Source organism: Streptomyces sp. NPDC002386 (assembly GCF_053593175.1).
The window spans coordinates 192,626-207,984 of the sequence record NZ_JBSFBX010000012.1; the positions used below are offsets into that span (position 1 = coordinate 192,626).

14 protein-coding genes are annotated in these 15,359 nt (G+C 73.7%); 13 read left to right on the forward strand and 1 reads right to left on the reverse strand.

Features of this window, described 5'->3' with window-relative positions; translation table 11 throughout:
- Positions 1-130 precede the first annotated feature (130 nt).
- The 13 genes from bioB (at position 131) to mug (ending at position 14,912) form a co-directional block, all read left to right on the forward strand.
- Entirely contained in the window at positions 131-1,354 is a 1,224-nt protein-coding gene (gene bioB, locus ACWCPN_RS24310; RefSeq protein ID WP_451209760.1) for a biotin synthase BioB, read from the forward strand.
- Positions 1,347-2,636, forward strand: coding sequence for an adenosylmethionine--8-amino-7-oxononanoate transaminase (locus tag ACWCPN_RS24315; RefSeq protein WP_451209764.1), 1,290 nt, complete (start codon positions 1,347-1,349; stop codon positions 2,634-2,636). Before bioB ends, ACWCPN_RS24315 begins: the two co-directional genes overlap by 8 nt.
- 1 nt (position 2,637) lies before the next feature.
- On the forward strand, positions 2,638-3,354 hold the full coding sequence (gene bioD, locus ACWCPN_RS24320; protein WP_451209767.1) for a dethiobiotin synthase: 717 nt from the start codon (positions 2,638-2,640) through the stop codon (positions 3,352-3,354).
- Between the two features lie 107 nt (positions 3,355-3,461).
- A complete protein-coding gene (locus tag ACWCPN_RS24325; protein ID WP_451209770.1) occupies positions 3,462-4,160 on the forward strand; it encodes a class I SAM-dependent methyltransferase in 699 nt (232 codons plus the stop codon).
- Positions 4,161-4,395: 235 nt separating this feature from the next.
- Positions 4,396-5,208, forward strand: a complete 813-nt coding sequence (locus tag ACWCPN_RS24330) for an ABC transporter ATP-binding protein (protein ID WP_451209773.1) — start codon at positions 4,396-4,398, stop codon at positions 5,206-5,208.
- Between the two features lie 4 nt (positions 5,209-5,212).
- Entirely contained in the window at positions 5,213-7,780 is a 2,568-nt protein-coding gene (locus tag ACWCPN_RS24335) for an ABC transporter permease (protein WP_451209776.1), read from the forward strand.
- Positions 7,781-7,981: 201 nt separating this feature from the next.
- On the forward strand, positions 7,982-8,869 hold the full coding sequence (locus tag ACWCPN_RS24340; protein ID WP_451209779.1) for an LLM class F420-dependent oxidoreductase: 888 nt from the start codon (positions 7,982-7,984) through the stop codon (positions 8,867-8,869).
- A 44-nt stretch (positions 8,870-8,913) separates the two neighbouring features.
- Positions 8,914-9,339, forward strand: coding sequence for a GNAT family N-acetyltransferase (locus ACWCPN_RS24345; RefSeq protein WP_451209782.1), 426 nt, complete (start codon positions 8,914-8,916; stop codon positions 9,337-9,339).
- A 216-nt stretch (positions 9,340-9,555) separates the two neighbouring features.
- Positions 9,556-10,899, forward strand: a complete 1,344-nt coding sequence (locus ACWCPN_RS24350; RefSeq protein WP_451209785.1) for a hemolysin family protein — start codon at positions 9,556-9,558, stop codon at positions 10,897-10,899.
- Positions 10,896-11,909, forward strand: a complete 1,014-nt coding sequence (locus tag ACWCPN_RS24355; protein WP_451209788.1) for a hemolysin family protein — start codon at positions 10,896-10,898, stop codon at positions 11,907-11,909. The genes ACWCPN_RS24350 and ACWCPN_RS24355 overlap by 4 nt, the downstream gene beginning before the upstream one ends.
- 91 nt (positions 11,910-12,000) lie before the next feature.
- Positions 12,001-12,783, forward strand: coding sequence for an SGNH/GDSL hydrolase family protein (locus ACWCPN_RS24360; protein WP_451209791.1), 783 nt, complete (start codon positions 12,001-12,003; stop codon positions 12,781-12,783).
- Between the two features lie 138 nt (positions 12,784-12,921).
- A complete protein-coding gene (gene purB / locus ACWCPN_RS24365; protein WP_199209665.1) occupies positions 12,922-14,364 on the forward strand; it encodes an adenylosuccinate lyase in 1,443 nt (480 codons plus the stop codon).
- Positions 14,361-14,912, forward strand: coding sequence for a G/U mismatch-specific DNA glycosylase (mug, locus tag ACWCPN_RS24370; RefSeq protein WP_451209966.1), 552 nt, complete (start codon positions 14,361-14,363; stop codon positions 14,910-14,912). Before purB ends, mug begins: the two co-directional genes overlap by 4 nt.
- A gap of 4 nt (positions 14,913-14,916) precedes the next feature.
- On the opposite strand, the gene ACWCPN_RS24375 is transcribed toward mug, so the two are convergent.
- Positions 14,917-15,357, reverse strand: coding sequence for a hypothetical protein (locus ACWCPN_RS24375; protein WP_451209794.1), 441 nt, complete (start codon positions 15,355-15,357; stop codon positions 14,917-14,919).
- Positions 15,358-15,359 lie beyond the last annotated feature (2 nt).

Consider the following 15,359-nt stretch of genomic DNA (forward strand, 5'->3'; position numbering starts at 1 on the left):
TGTAGGTAGCGGACAGACACTAGCCGCACGGCCGCCCACCCAGGGTGTGGCAATACCCACACGGTGAACCGTCTCCGTTGTGCAAACTCTCCTTGGCCCGAGGCGGTCCCGTAGGACAGGATCGTGCCTCATGGATCTGCTGAACACGCTGGTGGACAAGGGGCTTCGGCGCGAGTCGCCGACCCGCGACGAGGCTCTCGCCGTGCTCGCCACCTCCGACGACGACCTGCTCGATGTGGTGGCCGCGGCCGGCAAGGTGCGCCGGCACTGGTTCGGCCGGCGCGTGAAACTCAACTACCTGGTCAACCTCAAGTCCGGCCTGTGCCCGGAGGACTGCTCGTACTGCTCCCAGCGGCTCGGCTCGACCGCCGGCATCCTCAAGTACACCTGGCTCAAGCCCGGCGAGGCCTCGGAGGCCGCCGCCGCGGGCCTGGCGGGCGGCGCCAAGCGGGTGTGCCTGGTGGCGTCGGGGCGCGGCCCGACGGACCGGGACGTGGACCGGGTCTCCGAGACCATCCGGACCATCAAGGACCAGCACGAGAACGTGGAGGTGTGCGCCTGTCTCGGCCTGCTCTCCGACGGCCAGGCCGAGCGGCTGCGCGAGGCCGGCGCGGACGCCTACAACCACAACCTGAACACCTCCGAAGCCACGTACGGGGACATCACCACCACCCACACGTACGCCGACCGGGTGGACACGGTGAACAAGGCGCACGCGGCCGGACTGTCCGCCTGCTCCGGGCTGATCGCCGGTATGGGTGAGAGCGACGAGGACCTGGTGGACGTCGTCTTCTCGCTGCGCGAGCTCGACCCGGACTCCGTTCCGGTGAACTTCCTGATCCCGTTCGAGGGAACCCCGCTGGCCAAGGAGTGGAACCTCACTCCGCAGCGCTGCCTGCGCATCCTCGCGATGGTCCGGTTCGTCTGCCCGGACGCCGAGGTGCGCATCGCGGGCGGCCGCGAGGTCCACCTGCGCACCCTGCAGCCCCTGGCCCTGAACCTGGCCAACTCCATCTTCCTGGGCGACTACCTGACCAGTGAGGGCCAGGCGGGCAAGGCCGACCTGGAGATGATCGCGGACGCCGGGTTCGAGGTGGAGGGCGCCGAGCAGGTGACCCTGCCGGAGCACCGGGCGGCGGCCGCGGGCGGCTGCGGCTCCCACGAGAGCGCCGGGTGCGGGTCGCGGGCCGAGGCGGGCTGCGGTTCGCACGCGGAGGCCGGCTGCGGATCGCACGAGGGCGGCGGTGTCTGCGGTACGGCGCCCGCGCCGGAGCCCGCGGCGGCCGAGGCCCGCACCGACCTGGTCGCCGTGCGCCGCCGGGGCGCCGGGACGGACCTCGCGCCCAATGCCTGACCTGCCCGGCCTGAGCGTGCCCGAGCTGCTGGAACTGGACCGGCGCCACGTGTGGCATCCCTACGGTCCGATGCCCGGGCGCGGCGAACCGCTCGTCGTGGAGTCGGCGAGCGGGGTCAGGCTGCGCCCGGCCGACGGTTCCGCCGAGCTGGTCGACGGCATGTCCTCGTGGTGGTCCGCGATCCACGGCTACAACCACCCCGTCCTGAACGAGGCGGCGCGTGAGCAGCTCGGGCGGATGAGCCACGTCATGTTCGGCGGGCTCACCCACGAGCCCGCCGTACGGCTGGCGAAGCTCCTTGTCGACATATCGCCGGAGGGACTCGAGCACGTGTTCCTCGCCGACTCCGGTTCGGTGTCGGTCGAGGTCGCGGTGAAGATGTGCCTGCAGTACTGGCGCTCGCTCGGCCGCCCGGCCAAGCGGAGGCTGCTGACCTGGCGCGGCGGCTATCACGGGGACACCTGGAACCCGATGTCGGTGTGCGACCCGGACGGCGGGATGCACGACCTGTGGACCGGTGTGCTGCCTCGTCAGGTGTTCGCGGACGCGCCGCCCGCCGAGTACGAGGAGGCGTACGCGCTCGGGCTGCGCGAGCTGATCGGGCGGCACGCCGACGAGCTGGCCGCGGTGATCGTGGAACCGGTGGTGCAGGGGGCCGGCGGGATGCGGTTCCACTCCCCCGCGTATCTGCGGGTGCTGCGCGAGGCGTGCGACGAGCACGGCGTACTGCTGGTGTTCGACGAGATCGCCACCGGATTCGGGCGCACCGGCGAGCTGTTCGCGGCGGACCACGCGGGCGTCACCCCGGACGTGATGTGCGTGGGCAAGGCGCTGACCGGCGGCTACCTCACCATGGCGGCCACGCTGTGCACCGCACGGGTGGCGGACGGCATCTCGCGGGGCGAGGTGCCGGTGCTGGCCCACGGGCCGACGTTCATGGGCAACCCGCTGGCGGCCGCCGTGGCCTGTGCCTCGATCGGCCTGCTGCTCGGGCAGGACTGGCGTTCGGAGGTCCGGCGGATCGAGGCGGGCCTGCGCGCCGGCCTGGCGCCCGCCGCCGCCCTGCCGGGGGTGAAGGACGTCCGCGTCCTGGGCGCCATCGGCGTGGTGCAGCTCGACCACGAGGTCGACATGACCGCGGCCACCCGGGCCGCCGTGCGGGAGGGCGTGTGGCTGCGCCCGTTCCGCGACCTGGTCTACACGATGCCGCCGTACGTCACCTCGGACGAGGACGTGGCGCGGATCGCGCGCGCGGTGTGCGCCGCGGCACGGGAGGGATGAGATGCCGGTACTGGTGATCACGGGCACGGGCACGGAGGTCGGCAAGACCGTCACCACCGCGGCCGTCGCCGCCACGGCGCTCGCGGCCGGGCGTTCGGTGGCGGTGCTGAAGGCCGCGCAGACGGGTGTACGGCCGGACGAGCGCGGCGACGCGGATGAGGTCGCCCGGCTGGCCGGACCGGTCACGGCCGGCGAACTCGCCCGGTTCCCGGAGCCGTTGGCACCGGGGACGGCGGCCCGGCGGGCCGGGATGGCACCGGTGCATCCGCACGAGGTGGCCGAGGCCGCGGCCAAGCTGGCCACCGAGCACGATCTGGTGCTGGTCGAGGGGGCGGGCGGGCTGCTCGTCCGGTTCGACGCGGCGGGCGGAACGCTCGCCGACACGGCCCGGCTGCTGAACGCGCCGGTGCTGGTCGTCGCCTCGGCCGGCCTCGGCACGCTCAACACCACCGAGCTGACGGCGCGTGAACTGCGGTCCCGCGAGCTGGACTTCGCCGGGGTCGTGATCGGGAGCTGGCCCGCCGAGCCGGACCTGGCCTGCCGTTGCAACGTCGCGGACCTGCCGGAGGTCGCGGACGCCCCGCTGCTCGGCGCGCTGCCCGCCGGGGCGGGTGCGCTGCCGCCCGCCGCCTTCCGGGCCGCCGCGCCGGGCTGGCTGGGCGCGCGGCTGGACGGGACGTGGGACGCGGAGGCGTTCCGCGTCCGCCAGGCACCCTGAGGGACGGCCCCGCACACCTCGTCCCGCCGCTCATGACCATGGACATGGCGGGGTGTGCCGGGGCTCTCCGGGGGACAATCACCGTAGGCCCTGTCCGGGAGGTTGCCATGCGGTTGTCGTCGGCCGGTTCCGGCACGGTGGCGCGGAGTCCCGTCCACCACCCGCTCTTCGCCCGTTACTACGCCCGGCTCAGCGTGGGCGCCGAGACCCGGCTCGGGATGGCCGGGATACGCGAGCGGCTGCTCGCCGGGCTGTCCGGGCGGGTGATCGAGATCGGTGCCGGGAACGGGCTGAACTTCGGGCACTACCCGGCGGCGGTCGCGGAGGTCGTCGCGATCGAACCCGAGCCGCTGCTGCGGAAACTGGCCCTGGAGTCGGCCCTGCGGGTCCCGGTGCCGGTCGACGTGGTGCCGGGGGTCGCGGAGGCGCTGCCGGTGAAGAGCGAGGCCTTCGACGCGGCCGTGCTGTCGCTGGTGCTGTGCAGCGTGCGGGACGTGGCACGGGCGCTCAGCGAGGTGCGGCGGGTGCTCAGACCGGGTGGCGAGGTGCGGTTCTTCGAGCACGGCCGGGGCGGGGGCCGGATGATGGTGCTGACCCAGCGCACCCTGGACCGCACGCTCTGGCCCGCGATGAGCGGCGGCTGCCACCTGGCCCGTGACCCGGTGGCCGGGCTGCGTGACGCCGGGTTCGAACTCGGCCCGCAGCGGCGGGTGCTGCTGCCGGAGCGGGGACCGAGGCTGCCCACCTCGTACTGCGCGCTGGGCACGGCCTGGCGGCCCGGGGAACCGGCCGGGCGCCGACCGTGACGCACGCCCCGCTCCCGCGCCTCCGCCGGGCGCGCGGGAGCGGGCCGGGCACCGGCACGGCGACGGCCGCCGGGCGCGGGCCGGCCGGCACCCGCGGAGGCGGCCCGCTGGACCGACCAGGGGACGGTGCCCCTTACACGGTGTGCGTGTCGTCGACCCCAGGAGGGATACCGGCTGTGGGGCCGGTCACACTAGGCTCGGTCGGGACGAGGGAGTCGACGACCGGGAGGCGGTCTTGTCCACACCTGCTGCGGAGCACGCGCCGGGCCTGACACCGGACGGCGGGATCGCTGCCCGCGCGCGAGGGCTGACCAAGGCGTACGGCTCGGGCGAGACCGCGGTACTCGCCCTCGACTCGGTGGACGTGGACATCGCCCGCGGCCGCTTCACCGCCGTGATGGGCCCCTCGGGCTCGGGCAAGTCCACGCTGATGCACTGTCTGGCGGGCCTGGACAACGTGTCCGCCGGTCAGGTCCGGCTCGGCGACACCGAGATCACCGGCCTGAAGGACCGGGAGCTGACCCGGCTCCGGCGGGACCGGATCGGATTCATGTTCCAGTCGTTCAACCTGATCCCGACGCTGACCGCGGCCGAGAACATCACGCTGCCCATGGACATCGCGGGCCGCAGGCCCGACCCGGCCTGGCTGGACCAGGTCATCGACACCCTCGGGCTGCGCGACCGCCTCTCCCACCGGCCCGCTCAGCTCTCCGGCGGTCAGCAGCAGCGGGTGGCGTGCGCGCGGGCGCTGGCCTCCCGGCCCGAGCTGATCTTCGCCGACGAGCCGACGGGCAACCTGGACTCGCGGGCCGGGCTCGAGGTGCTGGGCTTTCTGCGCAGCGCCGTGGACGATCTCGGACAGACGGTCGTCATGGTCACCCACGACCCGGGCGCGGCCGCCCACTCCGACCTGGTGCTCTTCCTCGCCGACGGGCGGATCGTGGACGAGATGGCGCGTCCGACGGCGGACGCCGTGCTGGAGCGCATGAAGGCGTTCGACGTGGTGCGCGGCCGGCTCGGCGACGACGTCACCGCCTCCGAGGGCTGACCCGATGCTCAGGGCGACCCTGCGCGGTTTCCTCGCCCACAAGGGCCGGCTCGCGCTGTCCGCGCTGGCCGTCGTGCTGTCCGTGGCGTTCGTGGCGGGCAGCCTGATCTTCTCCGACACCGTCGGCCGCACCTTCGACCGGCTCTTCGCCTCCACCGCGGCGGACGTGACCGTGGAACCGAGGGAGGACCTGAAGTCCGCCGTGCCCGGGGGCGTGGTCCAGACCCTCCCGGCGAGCCTGAGGGACCGGATCGCGAAGGTGGACGGCGTGGCCGCCGCGTACGCGGACGTCTCGGTGCGGAACGTGGTGGTCGTCGACAGCCGCAACCGGTCCGTGGGGCCGGCCACCGGCGCACCGACGCTGGCCGGCTCCTGGTACGTCACCCGGCACAGCCCGGTGAAGCTGACCTCCGGTCACGCCCCGCACGGCGCGGGCGAGGCACTGCTCGACGCGGACACCGCGGGCAAGAGGCACGTGCGGATCGGTGACCCGCTGACGGTGCAGGCGCAGCCGGGTTCGTTCCGGGTCCGGGTCGTGGGCATCGCCACCTTCACCACCACCAACCCGGGTGCCGCCCGGGTGTTCCTGGACCCCGCGGTCGCCGGACGCGCGCTGCTCGGCTCCGCGGACCGGGCCACCGGCATCTCGGTGGACGCGGCGAAGGGCGTGACCGACAGGGAGCTCAAGCGCCGGGTCGGCGCCGCGATCGGCACCGGCACGTACGACCTGAGGACGGCGGACGAGCAGGCCAGGTCCGCGGCGGCCGACCTCGGCGGCTTCCTCGACGTGATCAAGTACGTGATGCTGGGCTTCGCGGGCGTCGCCGTGCTCGTCGGTGTCTTCCTGATCGTCAACACCTTCTCCATGCTGATCGCCCAGCGCACCCGGGAACTGGGGCTGCTGCGGGCGCTGGGCGCGGACCGGCGGCAGGTGCGGCGGTCGGTGCTCACGGAGGCGGTGCTGCTCGGAGTGGCCGGCTCCACGCTCGGTCTCGCCGCCGGGATCGGCCTGGCGTTCGGTCTCATCCGGCTGATGGCCGCGTTCGGGACGAACCTGAAGGCGGCCGAGATGGTCATCGGCTGGGGCACCCCGGTCGCCGCGTACGTGGTCGGCGTCGGCGTCACGTTCGTCGCCGCGTATCTGCCCGCGCGCCGGGCGGCGGCCGTCTCCCCGATGGCGGCGCTGGCGGACGCCGAGGTCGCCGGTGTGGGCAGGCCGCTGCGGACCCGGGCCGTCGTCGGGTGCGCGGTCGGGGCGGCCGGCGCGGCCGCGCTGGCCGGCTGCGCGGCCTCCGGACGGACCGCCCCGGCGGCCTCGTTGCTGGGCCTCGGGGTGGTGCTGACGCTGATCGCCACCGTGATCGCGGGCCCGCTGCTGGTCAGGCCGGTGATCCGGGTCCTCGGCGGGGCCTTCCCCGCGCTGTTCGGGCCGGTCGGCCGGATGAGCCAGCGCAACGCGCTGCGCAATCCGCGCCGCACGGGCGCCACCGCCGCCGCGCTGATGGTGGGTCTGGCCCTGGTCGGCGGCATGTCCGTGGCGAGCGCGTCGATGTCGGCGTCGTTCGACCGGCAGATCGACAGGACGCTCGGCGCCGACTACATCGTGCAGGGCACCGAGTTCAGGCCGTTCAACAAGGACGTCACGGACGCCGTGACCGGTACCCCGGGCGCCGGGCTCGTCGTGCGGCAGCGGATCGCCCCGATCGCCCTGCGGCTGCCCGACGGCAAGCGCGTCGGGACCACGGCCGCCGGGTACGACCCCCGGCTCGACGACGTCGCCCATCTCACCTACGCCCGGGGCGGCTCGGCGGCGGCGCTGGCGGCCGGGCACCTCGCCATGGACGCCGGGTTCGCCGAGGACCACCGGGTGCGGATCGGCACCGTGCTCCCGGTCGAGTTCCAGGGCGGGCGCCGCGCGGAGCTGACCGTGGGGGCCCTCACCGACCAGGAGGGCTCGCAGGCCTTCGGTTCGCAGGGCGGTGTCTTCCTGGGCCTCGCGACCCTCAGCGAGCACGTGCCGGACGGCGAGGACTCCGCGCTCTACGTCAACGCGGCCCCTGGTACGGGCGCCCGGGAGCTGCGCTCGGCCCTGGAGAAGTCGCTCGAGCCGTTCCCGCAGGTTCAGGTGCGCGACCAGGCCGACTACAAGCAGCTCGTGCACGACCAGATCGCCGTGCTGCTGTACCTCGTGTACGCGCTGCTCGGGCTCGCGATCGTCATCGCGGTGCTCGGCGTGGTCAACACCCTCGCCCTGTCGGTGGTGGAGCGCACCCGGGAGATCGGGCTGCTGCGCGCGATCGGTCTGGGCCGGCGGCAGCTGCGCCGGATGATCCGGCTGGAGTCGGTGGTGATCGCGGTGTTCGGGGCGGTGCTGGGACTGGGGCTCGGTCTGGTGTGGGGTGTGTGCATGCAGCGGGTGCTGGCCCTGCAGGGGATGACCGTGCTCGCCGTCCCGTGGGGCACCGTCGTCGCGGTCGTGATCGGCGCGGCGGTCGTCGGCGTCGTGGCGGCCCTGCTGCCGGCGCTGCGGGCGTCCCGGATGAACGTCTTGGCGGCCATCGCGCACGAGTGACACCGCTCGCCGTCGCGGCACGGCGCAGGCTCGGGCGGGGTGCGCGGGGGTCGGCGCGCGGCGCGGGTCCGTGCGGCGGGCGATCCCGGCGGCGGCGCCGCATGGGCTCCCTCGTCCGGCCGCGCGGGCTTCCCCATGGCGCGGACGGGCGTGATGGAATCGTGCCGCCGGACTCAAGTCATCCGCCGTCGAGGAGAGTTCATGCCGCGCCCGTTCCGCTTCGGGGTCAACCTGCTCACGCCCTCGCCGTCCGCCGAGTGGCGGGCCTCGTGCCGCCGCGCCGAGGAGCTGGGGTACGACGTGATCCTGGTCCCCGACCACCTCGGCATGGTCGCGCCGTTCCCCGCGCTGGTGGCGGCCGCCGAGGCGACCGAGCGGCCGCGCCTCGGCACCTTCGTGCTCAACGCGGGCTTCTGGAACCCCGCGCTGCTGGCCCGTGAGGTCGCGACCACCGACGCGCTGACCGGCGGGCGCCTCGAACTCGGCCTCGGCACCGGTTACGTCGAGGCCGAGCACCAGGCGGCCGGACTGCCCTACGGCTCCCCGGGCGAGCGGGTGGACCACCTGCGGCGCACGGTCCTGGAGCTGGACCGGCTGCTCGGCTCGCCGGAGCACCTGCCGAAGCCCGAGCAGCGCCGGGTGCCCCTGCTGATCGGCGCCAACGGGGACCGGATGCTGCGGCTGACCGCCGAGCACGCGGACATCGCGGCGTTCACCGGGGCCCGGCCGGGGCGCACCCCAGGGACGCTGGAGCCGCTGACGGCCGGCGAACTGGACGAGCGGGTGGCCCGCTACCGGGACCACGCGTCGGGCCGGGCCGTGGAGGCCGAGCTGAACCTGCTGATCCAGATCGTCGCCGTCACCGACGACCCCGAGCCCGTCCTCGGGCCCCTGCTCGAGCGCCGGCCGCAGCTCACCCTGGAGGAGGCACTGGCCCTGCCCATCGTGCTGGTCGGCCCGCTCGATCACCTCGTGGAGCGGGTGCGGGCGCAGCGCGAGCGGTTCGGGTTCTCGTACCTGACGGTCCTGGAGCCGTCGATGGAGGCGTTCGCCCCGGTGCTGGCCCGGTTGCGCGAGGAGTCCGCATGATGGAATTCCGGGGCGGAAGTGCCGTCGTGTGATGGGGTCTTCGCATGACCGGACTTCGCCTGCGCCCCGCCCTGCCCGCCGACCTGGACGCCGTTCTCGCGTTCTGGAGGACGGCCGCCGAGGGCACCAGCATCAGTGACGACCGCGACGGAGTGGAGCGGCTCGTCGCCCGCGATCCCGAGGCGCTGATCCTCGCCGAGCTGGCGGGCGAACTGGTCGGCACGGTGATCGCGGGGTTCGACGGCTGGCGCTGCCATCTGTACCGGCTCGCGGTGTCCCCCGGGCGCCGGCGCCAGGGCATCGGCTCGGCGCTGCTGGCCGCCGCCGAGGAGCGCTTCGCGGAGCTCGGCGGGCGGCGCGCGGACGCGATGGTGCTGGTCCGCAACGAGAGCGCGCACCAGGCGTGGCGGGCCTCGGGCTACGGCCCCGAGGAGCGCTGGCGGCGCTGGGTGAAGCCGCTCGCGGACTGACCCGCGGGCGCTCGCGGGCCGGATTCCGTCCCCGTGCGGACCGGCGTCCCGCCGCTCGTGGATGGATCCCGAGGACTCTTTGCTCATCCTTTACCATTGACGGAGCACTCGGTCCTCCATGAAAGGTTGTGAGAGTCCGCCCATGGGCGATCCTCCCAGTCCGCGACACCGCGCGTTCCGCCGCGCCCTGCCCGATCATGGGACGGGGGTGACCCGATGACCGAAGTGCTGCTCCTCCTGGTGGCCATCCTGCTCGCCGTGGCCTGCGGCGCGTTCGTGGCGGCCGAGTTCTCGCTGACCACCGTCGAGCGCGGGGAGCTCGAACGGGCCGCCGAGCGGGGCGAGCGGGGCGCCGCCGGCGCCCTCAAGGCCGTACGCAACCTGACCTTCCAGCTCTCCGGCGCGCAGCTCGGCATCACCGTCACCAACCTGGTGGTCGGCATGCTCGCCGAGCCGTCCGTCGCCAAGCTCCTGGCCGGCCCGTTCGAGGCGCTGGGCCTGTCCGCCAGCACGGCGAGTTCCGTCGCGCTCGTGGTGGGCACGGCCCTGTCCACGGTGTTCCTGATGGTCGTCGGCGAACTGGTGCCGAAGAACTGGGCGATCTCCTCGCCGCTGGCCGTGGCCAAACGGGTGGGCAACGCGCAGCGCTGGTTCAGCGCCGCCTTCCGCCCCTTCATCACGCACCTGAACAACATGGCCAACCGGGTGGTGCGCCGGATCGGTGTCGAGCCCGCGGAGGAGCTGGCCTCCGCACGCGGGCCGCAGGAGCTGGCGGCTCTCGCCCGGCATTCCGCGAAGGCGGGCGCGCTCGAGGCGGACACCGCCGAGCTGTTCGTCCGCACCCTGAACCTGGCCGACCTGACCGCGGAGAACGTGATGACCCCGCGCGTCCAGGTCGTCGCCCTCGACGCACAGGCGACCTGCGAGGACGTGGCCAACGCGACCCGGGCGACGGGCCTGTCCCGGTTCCCCGTCTACCGGGGCAGCCTCGACTCCGTCGTGGGCGTCGCCCACATCAAGGACGTCCTGGCCATGCCCGCCGACCAGCGCACCCGCCGCTCCGTAGGCCAGGTGATGCGCGAACCCCTGATGGTGCCGGAATCCCTCACCGTCGACCGGCTGCTGGACCGGCTCTCCGGCAGGCGCACCATGGCCGTCGTCATCGACGAGTACGGCGGTACGGCTGGTGTCGCCACGCTGGAGGACATCGTCGAGGAGGTCGTCGGCGAGGTGCGGGACGAGCACGATCCGCACGAGACACCCGACCTGGCCCCCGCCGGGGCGGACACCGAGGGCCGGGCCCTGTACTCCGCGGACGGCGCCGCCCGCACCGACCAGCTCGCCCGGGTGGGCCTGCGGGCGCCCGAGGGGCCCTACGAGACGCTGGCCGGCCTCGTCGCCACCGAGCTGGGCCGCATACCCAGCGTCGGGGACACCGTCGAGGTGGCCGGCTGGCGGCTGGACGTGGTGGACGCCTCGGGGCGCCGCGCCGCCCGGGTGCTGCTGCACGCGCCGCTGGACGACGAGGAGCACGACCGCCGGACGGAGGGGGCGCGATGACCGCCGTGCAACTGCTGATCGGCCTGGCCACCCTGGTCGTCAACGCCTTCTTCGTGGGCGCCGAGTTCGCGCTGATCTCGGTGCGCCGCTCACAGGTCGAACCGCTCGCCCAGGAGGGCGACCGGCGCGCGAAGAGCGTGCTGTGGGGCCTGGAGCACGTGTCCGCGCTGCTGGCCGCGGCCCAGCTCGGCATCACGCTGTGCACGCTGGTCCTCGGTGTGGTCGCCGAGCCGGCGATCGCGCATCTGCTGGAGCCGGTCTTCCACGCGGTCGGCGTGTCCCCGGGCGTGGGCCACGCCGTGTCGTTCGTGATCGCGCTGACCCTGGCGACCTATCTGCACATGCTGCTGGGCGAGATGGTGCCCAAGAACATCTCGCTCGCCGAGCCCGTGCGCAGCGCGCTGCTCCTCGGCCCGCCGCTGGTCGCGCTCTCCCGGGCGCTGCGCCCGGTGATCTTCGCGATCAACGCCTTCGCGAACGGGCTGCTGAAGCTGCTCAGGGTGGAGGCCAAGGGCGAGGTGTCGGCGACCTTCACGGACACCGAGCTCGCCGAGATCGTCAAGGACGCGAGCGAGGCGGGGCTGATCGACGACCGGGCGCAGGAGCGGCTGCACGACGCCCTGGAGCTGGGCCGCCGCCCGGTCCGGGACGTCGTCGTCCCGCTCCGGCGGGTGGTCTACGCGCGCGTGGGCGTCACCGCCGAGCAGCTGGAGCGGCTGTCGGCCGAGTCCGGCTTCTCCCGGTTCCCCGTGGTCGACGAGGGCCGCCGGATCGTCGGCTATCTGCACGTCAAGGACGCGCTGGACGCCCTGCCCCGGGACCTGCCGTTCCGGCTGCGGGACATGCGGCCCATCGCGCGCGTACGCGAGAGCACACCGCTGGACGACGTGCTCACCGCCATGCGCGGCAGCCGAACGCACGTGGCGGGCGTGCTCGGCGACGACGGCCGGCTGGCGGGCCTCGTGACCATGGAGGACGTCCTGCGTGAGCTGTTCGGACAGCCCGCCTGAGCCCGTCCCGCCCGGTCGCCCTCGGCCCGCCTCGGGCGGGCCGAGGGCGACCGACCGACGGGTATGGAGCCGGGTTACCATCGCTGACGCCATGCACACGAATTCCATACCTCCCGCGTACACCAGCCTGGTCGCACTCGGCGACTCGTTCACCGAGGGCATGTCGGACCTGCTGCCCGACGGCTCCTACCGGGGCTGGGCCGATCTGCTCGCCGCGCGGATGGCCGCCCGCACCCCCGGGTTCCGGTACGCCAACCTCGCCGTGCGCGGCAAGCTCATCAAGCAGATCGTCGACGAGCAGGTCGAGGTGGCGGCCGCGATGGGCGCGGACGTGATCACCCTGGTCGGCGGGCTCAACGACACGCTGCGCCCCAAGTGCGACATGGGCCGGGTACGGGATCTGCTGACGGAGGCCGTGGAGCGGCTGGCGCCGAACTGCGAACAGCTCGTGCTGATGCGCAGCCCCGGCCGGCAGGGCCCGGTGCTGGAGCGGTTCCGGCCGCGCATGGAGGAGCTGTACGCCTGCATCGACGAGCTCGCCGCCGAGCACGGCGCGCTGGTGGTCGATCTGTACGGGGCGCCGTCGCTGGCGGACCCCCGGCTGTGGGACGTGGACCGGCTGCACCTGACGGGCGAGGGACACCGCCGGGTCGCCGAGGCCGTGTGGCAGGCGCTCGGTCACGAGCCCGAGGACACCGAGTGGCGCGTCCCGGTGCCGGCCACGCTGCCGCCCGGCTGGATGCACCGGCGGATCGCCGACGCGCGCTTCGCCCAGCAGCACCTGCTGCCGTGGATCGGCCGCCGCCTGACCGGCCGCTCCTCCGGCGACGGCCGCCCGGCCAAGCGTCCCGAACTGCTTCCGTACGAGGGATAGGCCGCCGGCGCTCGCCGAGGGGCCGGGCCGCGTTCCGGCGACGGGCGGCCACCTCCTCCACGTGACGTGGCTCTCGTAGCTTCCGCCGAACGGGGCCGTGGCGCTGGCCTGCACGAACCGCCAGTAGAATCTGGACACGTGACTTCCGCTCCCGCCAAGCCCCGCATCCCGAACGTCCTCGCCGGACGCTACGCCTCCGCCGAGCTCGCCACGCTCTGGTCCCCCGAGCAGAAGGTGAGGCTGGAGCGGCAGCTCTGGCTCGCCGTGCTGCGGGCCCAGAAGGACCTCGGCATCGAGGTGCCGGACGAGGCGATCGCCGACTACGAGCGCGTCCTCGACACCGTCGACCTGGCCTCGATCGCCGAGCGCGAGAAGGTCACCCGGCACGACGTGAAGGCGCGGATCGAGGAGTTCAACGACCTCGCCGGGCACGAGCACGTGCACAAGGGGATGACCTCCCGCGACCTCACCGAGAACGTCGAGCAGCTTCAGATCCGGCTCTCCCTGGAGCTGGTGCGCGACCGCACCGTGGCCGTCCTCGCCCGGCTCGGCAAGCTGGCGGGCGAGTACGCCGAGCTGGTCATGGCCGGCCGCTCGCACAACGTGGCCGCGCAGGCCACCACCCTCGGCAAGCGGTTCGCCACCGCCGCCGACGAGCTGCTGGTCGCCCACGGCCGCGTCGAGGAGCTGCTGGGCCGCTACCCGCTGCGCGGCATCAAGGGCCCGGTCGGCACCGCCCAGGACATGCTGGACCTGCTCGGCGGCGACGCGGCCAAGCTCGCCGAGCTGGAGGACCGCATCGCGCGGCACCTGGGCTTCTCGCAGGCGTTCACCTCGGTCGGCCAGGTGTACCCGCGCTCGCTGGACTACGAGGTCGTGACCGCGCTGGTGCAGCTCGCCGCGGCGCCGTCCTCGCTGGCGAAGACGATCCGGCTGATGGCCGGGCACGAGCTCGTCACCGAGGGCTTCAAGCCGGGCCAGGTGGGCTCCTCGGCCATGCCGCACAAGATGAACACCCGCTCCTGCGAGCGCGTCAACGGCCTGATGGTGATCCTGCGCGGCTACGCCTCGATGACCGGCGAGCTGGCGGGCGACCAGTGGAACGAGGGCGACGTCTCCTGCTCGGTGGTGCGCCGGGTGGCCCTCCCCGACGCGTTCTTCGCGCTGGACGGCCTGCTGGAGACCTTCCTGACCGTGCTCGACGAGTTCGGTGCCTTCCCGGCCGTCGTCGCCCGCGAGCTGGACCGGTACCTGCCGTTCCTCGCCACCACCAAGGTGCTCATGGGCGCCGTGCGGGCGGGTGTGGGCCGTGAGGTCGGGCACGAGGCCATCAAGGAGAACGCCGTGGCCACCGCACTCGCGATGCGCGAGCAGGGTGCCGAGCGCAACGACCTGCTCGACAAGCTCGCCGCCGACGAGCGGCTGCCGCTGGGACGCGACGAACTGGCCGCGCTGATGGCCGACAAGCTGTCCTTCACCGGTGCGGCCGCCGCCCAGGTCGGCGTGGTCGTCGGCCGGATCGAGGAGATCGTCAAGCAGCACCCCGAGGCCGCGGGTTACACCCCGGGAGCGATCCTCTGACCCGCTTCACCCCGGCGGAACTGGAGGCCGCCCGCGACCGTCTCGTCCCGGACGTGGTCGCGGACGGCCTCCGGGTGCTCTTCTGCGGCATCAACCCCGGTCTGATGTCCGCGGCGACGGGGCATCACTTCGCCCGCCCGGGCAACCGGTTCTGGCCGGTGCTGCACCTGTCCGGCTTCACGCCGAGGCTTCTGAAGCCCGCCGAGCAGCGGGAACTGCTGACGTACGGGCTCGGTGTCACCAATGTCGTGGCACGGGCGACCGCTCGCGCCGACGAGCTGAGCGCCGAGGAGTACGTGGCGGGCGGCCGGTCGCTGACGGCCAGGGTGACGCGGCTGAGGCCGAAGTGGCTCGCGGTGGTCGGCGTGACGGCGTACCGGGCCGCCTTCGGCGACCGCAGGGCAGGGGTGGGTCCGCAGGAGGGCGCCATCGGCGACACCCGGGTGTGGGTGCTGCCCAACCCCAGCGGGCTGAACGCGCACTGGACCGCGGCGACGATGGCGGAGGAGTTCGCGCGGCTGCGGAAGGCGGCGGAGGAGCGGGACTGACGGGTCAGGGCGGGTCCGTCTCCGTGACCACCGCCAGGAGCTGGAAGGGCAGTTCGCCGTCCCACTGGGACACCCCCAGGGCGACCCAGCGGTCCGGCTCCGCCCGCCACAGGTGCAGATCCGGTACGTGCGAGGCCAGCGTGCCCCAGGGCTCGGCCGCCTCCTGCCCCTCCGCGGTCCGCAGGAACACGCCGGCCAGGCTGAACACGTCCGCCGGCCCCCACCGCTCGGCGAGGCGCTCGCCGAGCGCGTCCCGGTCGGCCTCGTACTGCGCCTCCACCGTCTCCCACCCGGCGCCGCCGTCCTCGTGGAAGTCGCCGCTGGTCTGTATTTCGGCTATCAGGTAACCGGGCCCTCCCGACCCGACGTCCGTCCTGCCGTGCTCCGCCGGGAAGTCCCGTGCGCACAGCCGCTCGATCAGAGCGAGACAGTTCGCGATGTCCATGT

Coding starts and splice junctions, on each gene's coding strand:
- bioB (WP_451209760.1), top strand. CDS start 131: ATGGATCTGCTGAACACGCTGGTGGACAAGGGGCTTCGGCGCGAGTCG.
- ACWCPN_RS24315 (WP_451209764.1), top strand. CDS start 1,347: ATGCCTGACCTGCCCGGCCTGAGCGTGCCCGAGCTGCTGGAACTGGAC.
- bioD (WP_451209767.1), top strand. CDS start 2,638: ATGCCGGTACTGGTGATCACGGGCACGGGCACGGAGGTCGGCAAGACC.
- ACWCPN_RS24325 (WP_451209770.1), top strand. CDS start 3,462: ATGCGGTTGTCGTCGGCCGGTTCCGGCACGGTGGCGCGGAGTCCCGTC.
- ACWCPN_RS24335 (WP_451209776.1), top strand. CDS start 5,213: ATGCTCAGGGCGACCCTGCGCGGTTTCCTCGCCCACAAGGGCCGGCTC.
- ACWCPN_RS24340 (WP_451209779.1), top strand. CDS start 7,982: ATGCCGCGCCCGTTCCGCTTCGGGGTCAACCTGCTCACGCCCTCGCCG.
- ACWCPN_RS24345 (WP_451209782.1), top strand. CDS start 8,914: ATGACCGGACTTCGCCTGCGCCCCGCCCTGCCCGCCGACCTGGACGCC.
- ACWCPN_RS24350 (WP_451209785.1), top strand. CDS start 9,556: ATGACCGAAGTGCTGCTCCTCCTGGTGGCCATCCTGCTCGCCGTGGCC.
- ACWCPN_RS24355 (WP_451209788.1), top strand. CDS start 10,896: ATGACCGCCGTGCAACTGCTGATCGGCCTGGCCACCCTGGTCGTCAAC.
- ACWCPN_RS24360 (WP_451209791.1), top strand. CDS start 12,001: ATGCACACGAATTCCATACCTCCCGCGTACACCAGCCTGGTCGCACTC.
- ACWCPN_RS24375 (WP_451209794.1), bottom strand. CDS start 15,357: ATGGACATCGCGAACTGTCTCGCTCTGATCGAGCGGCTGTGCGCACGG.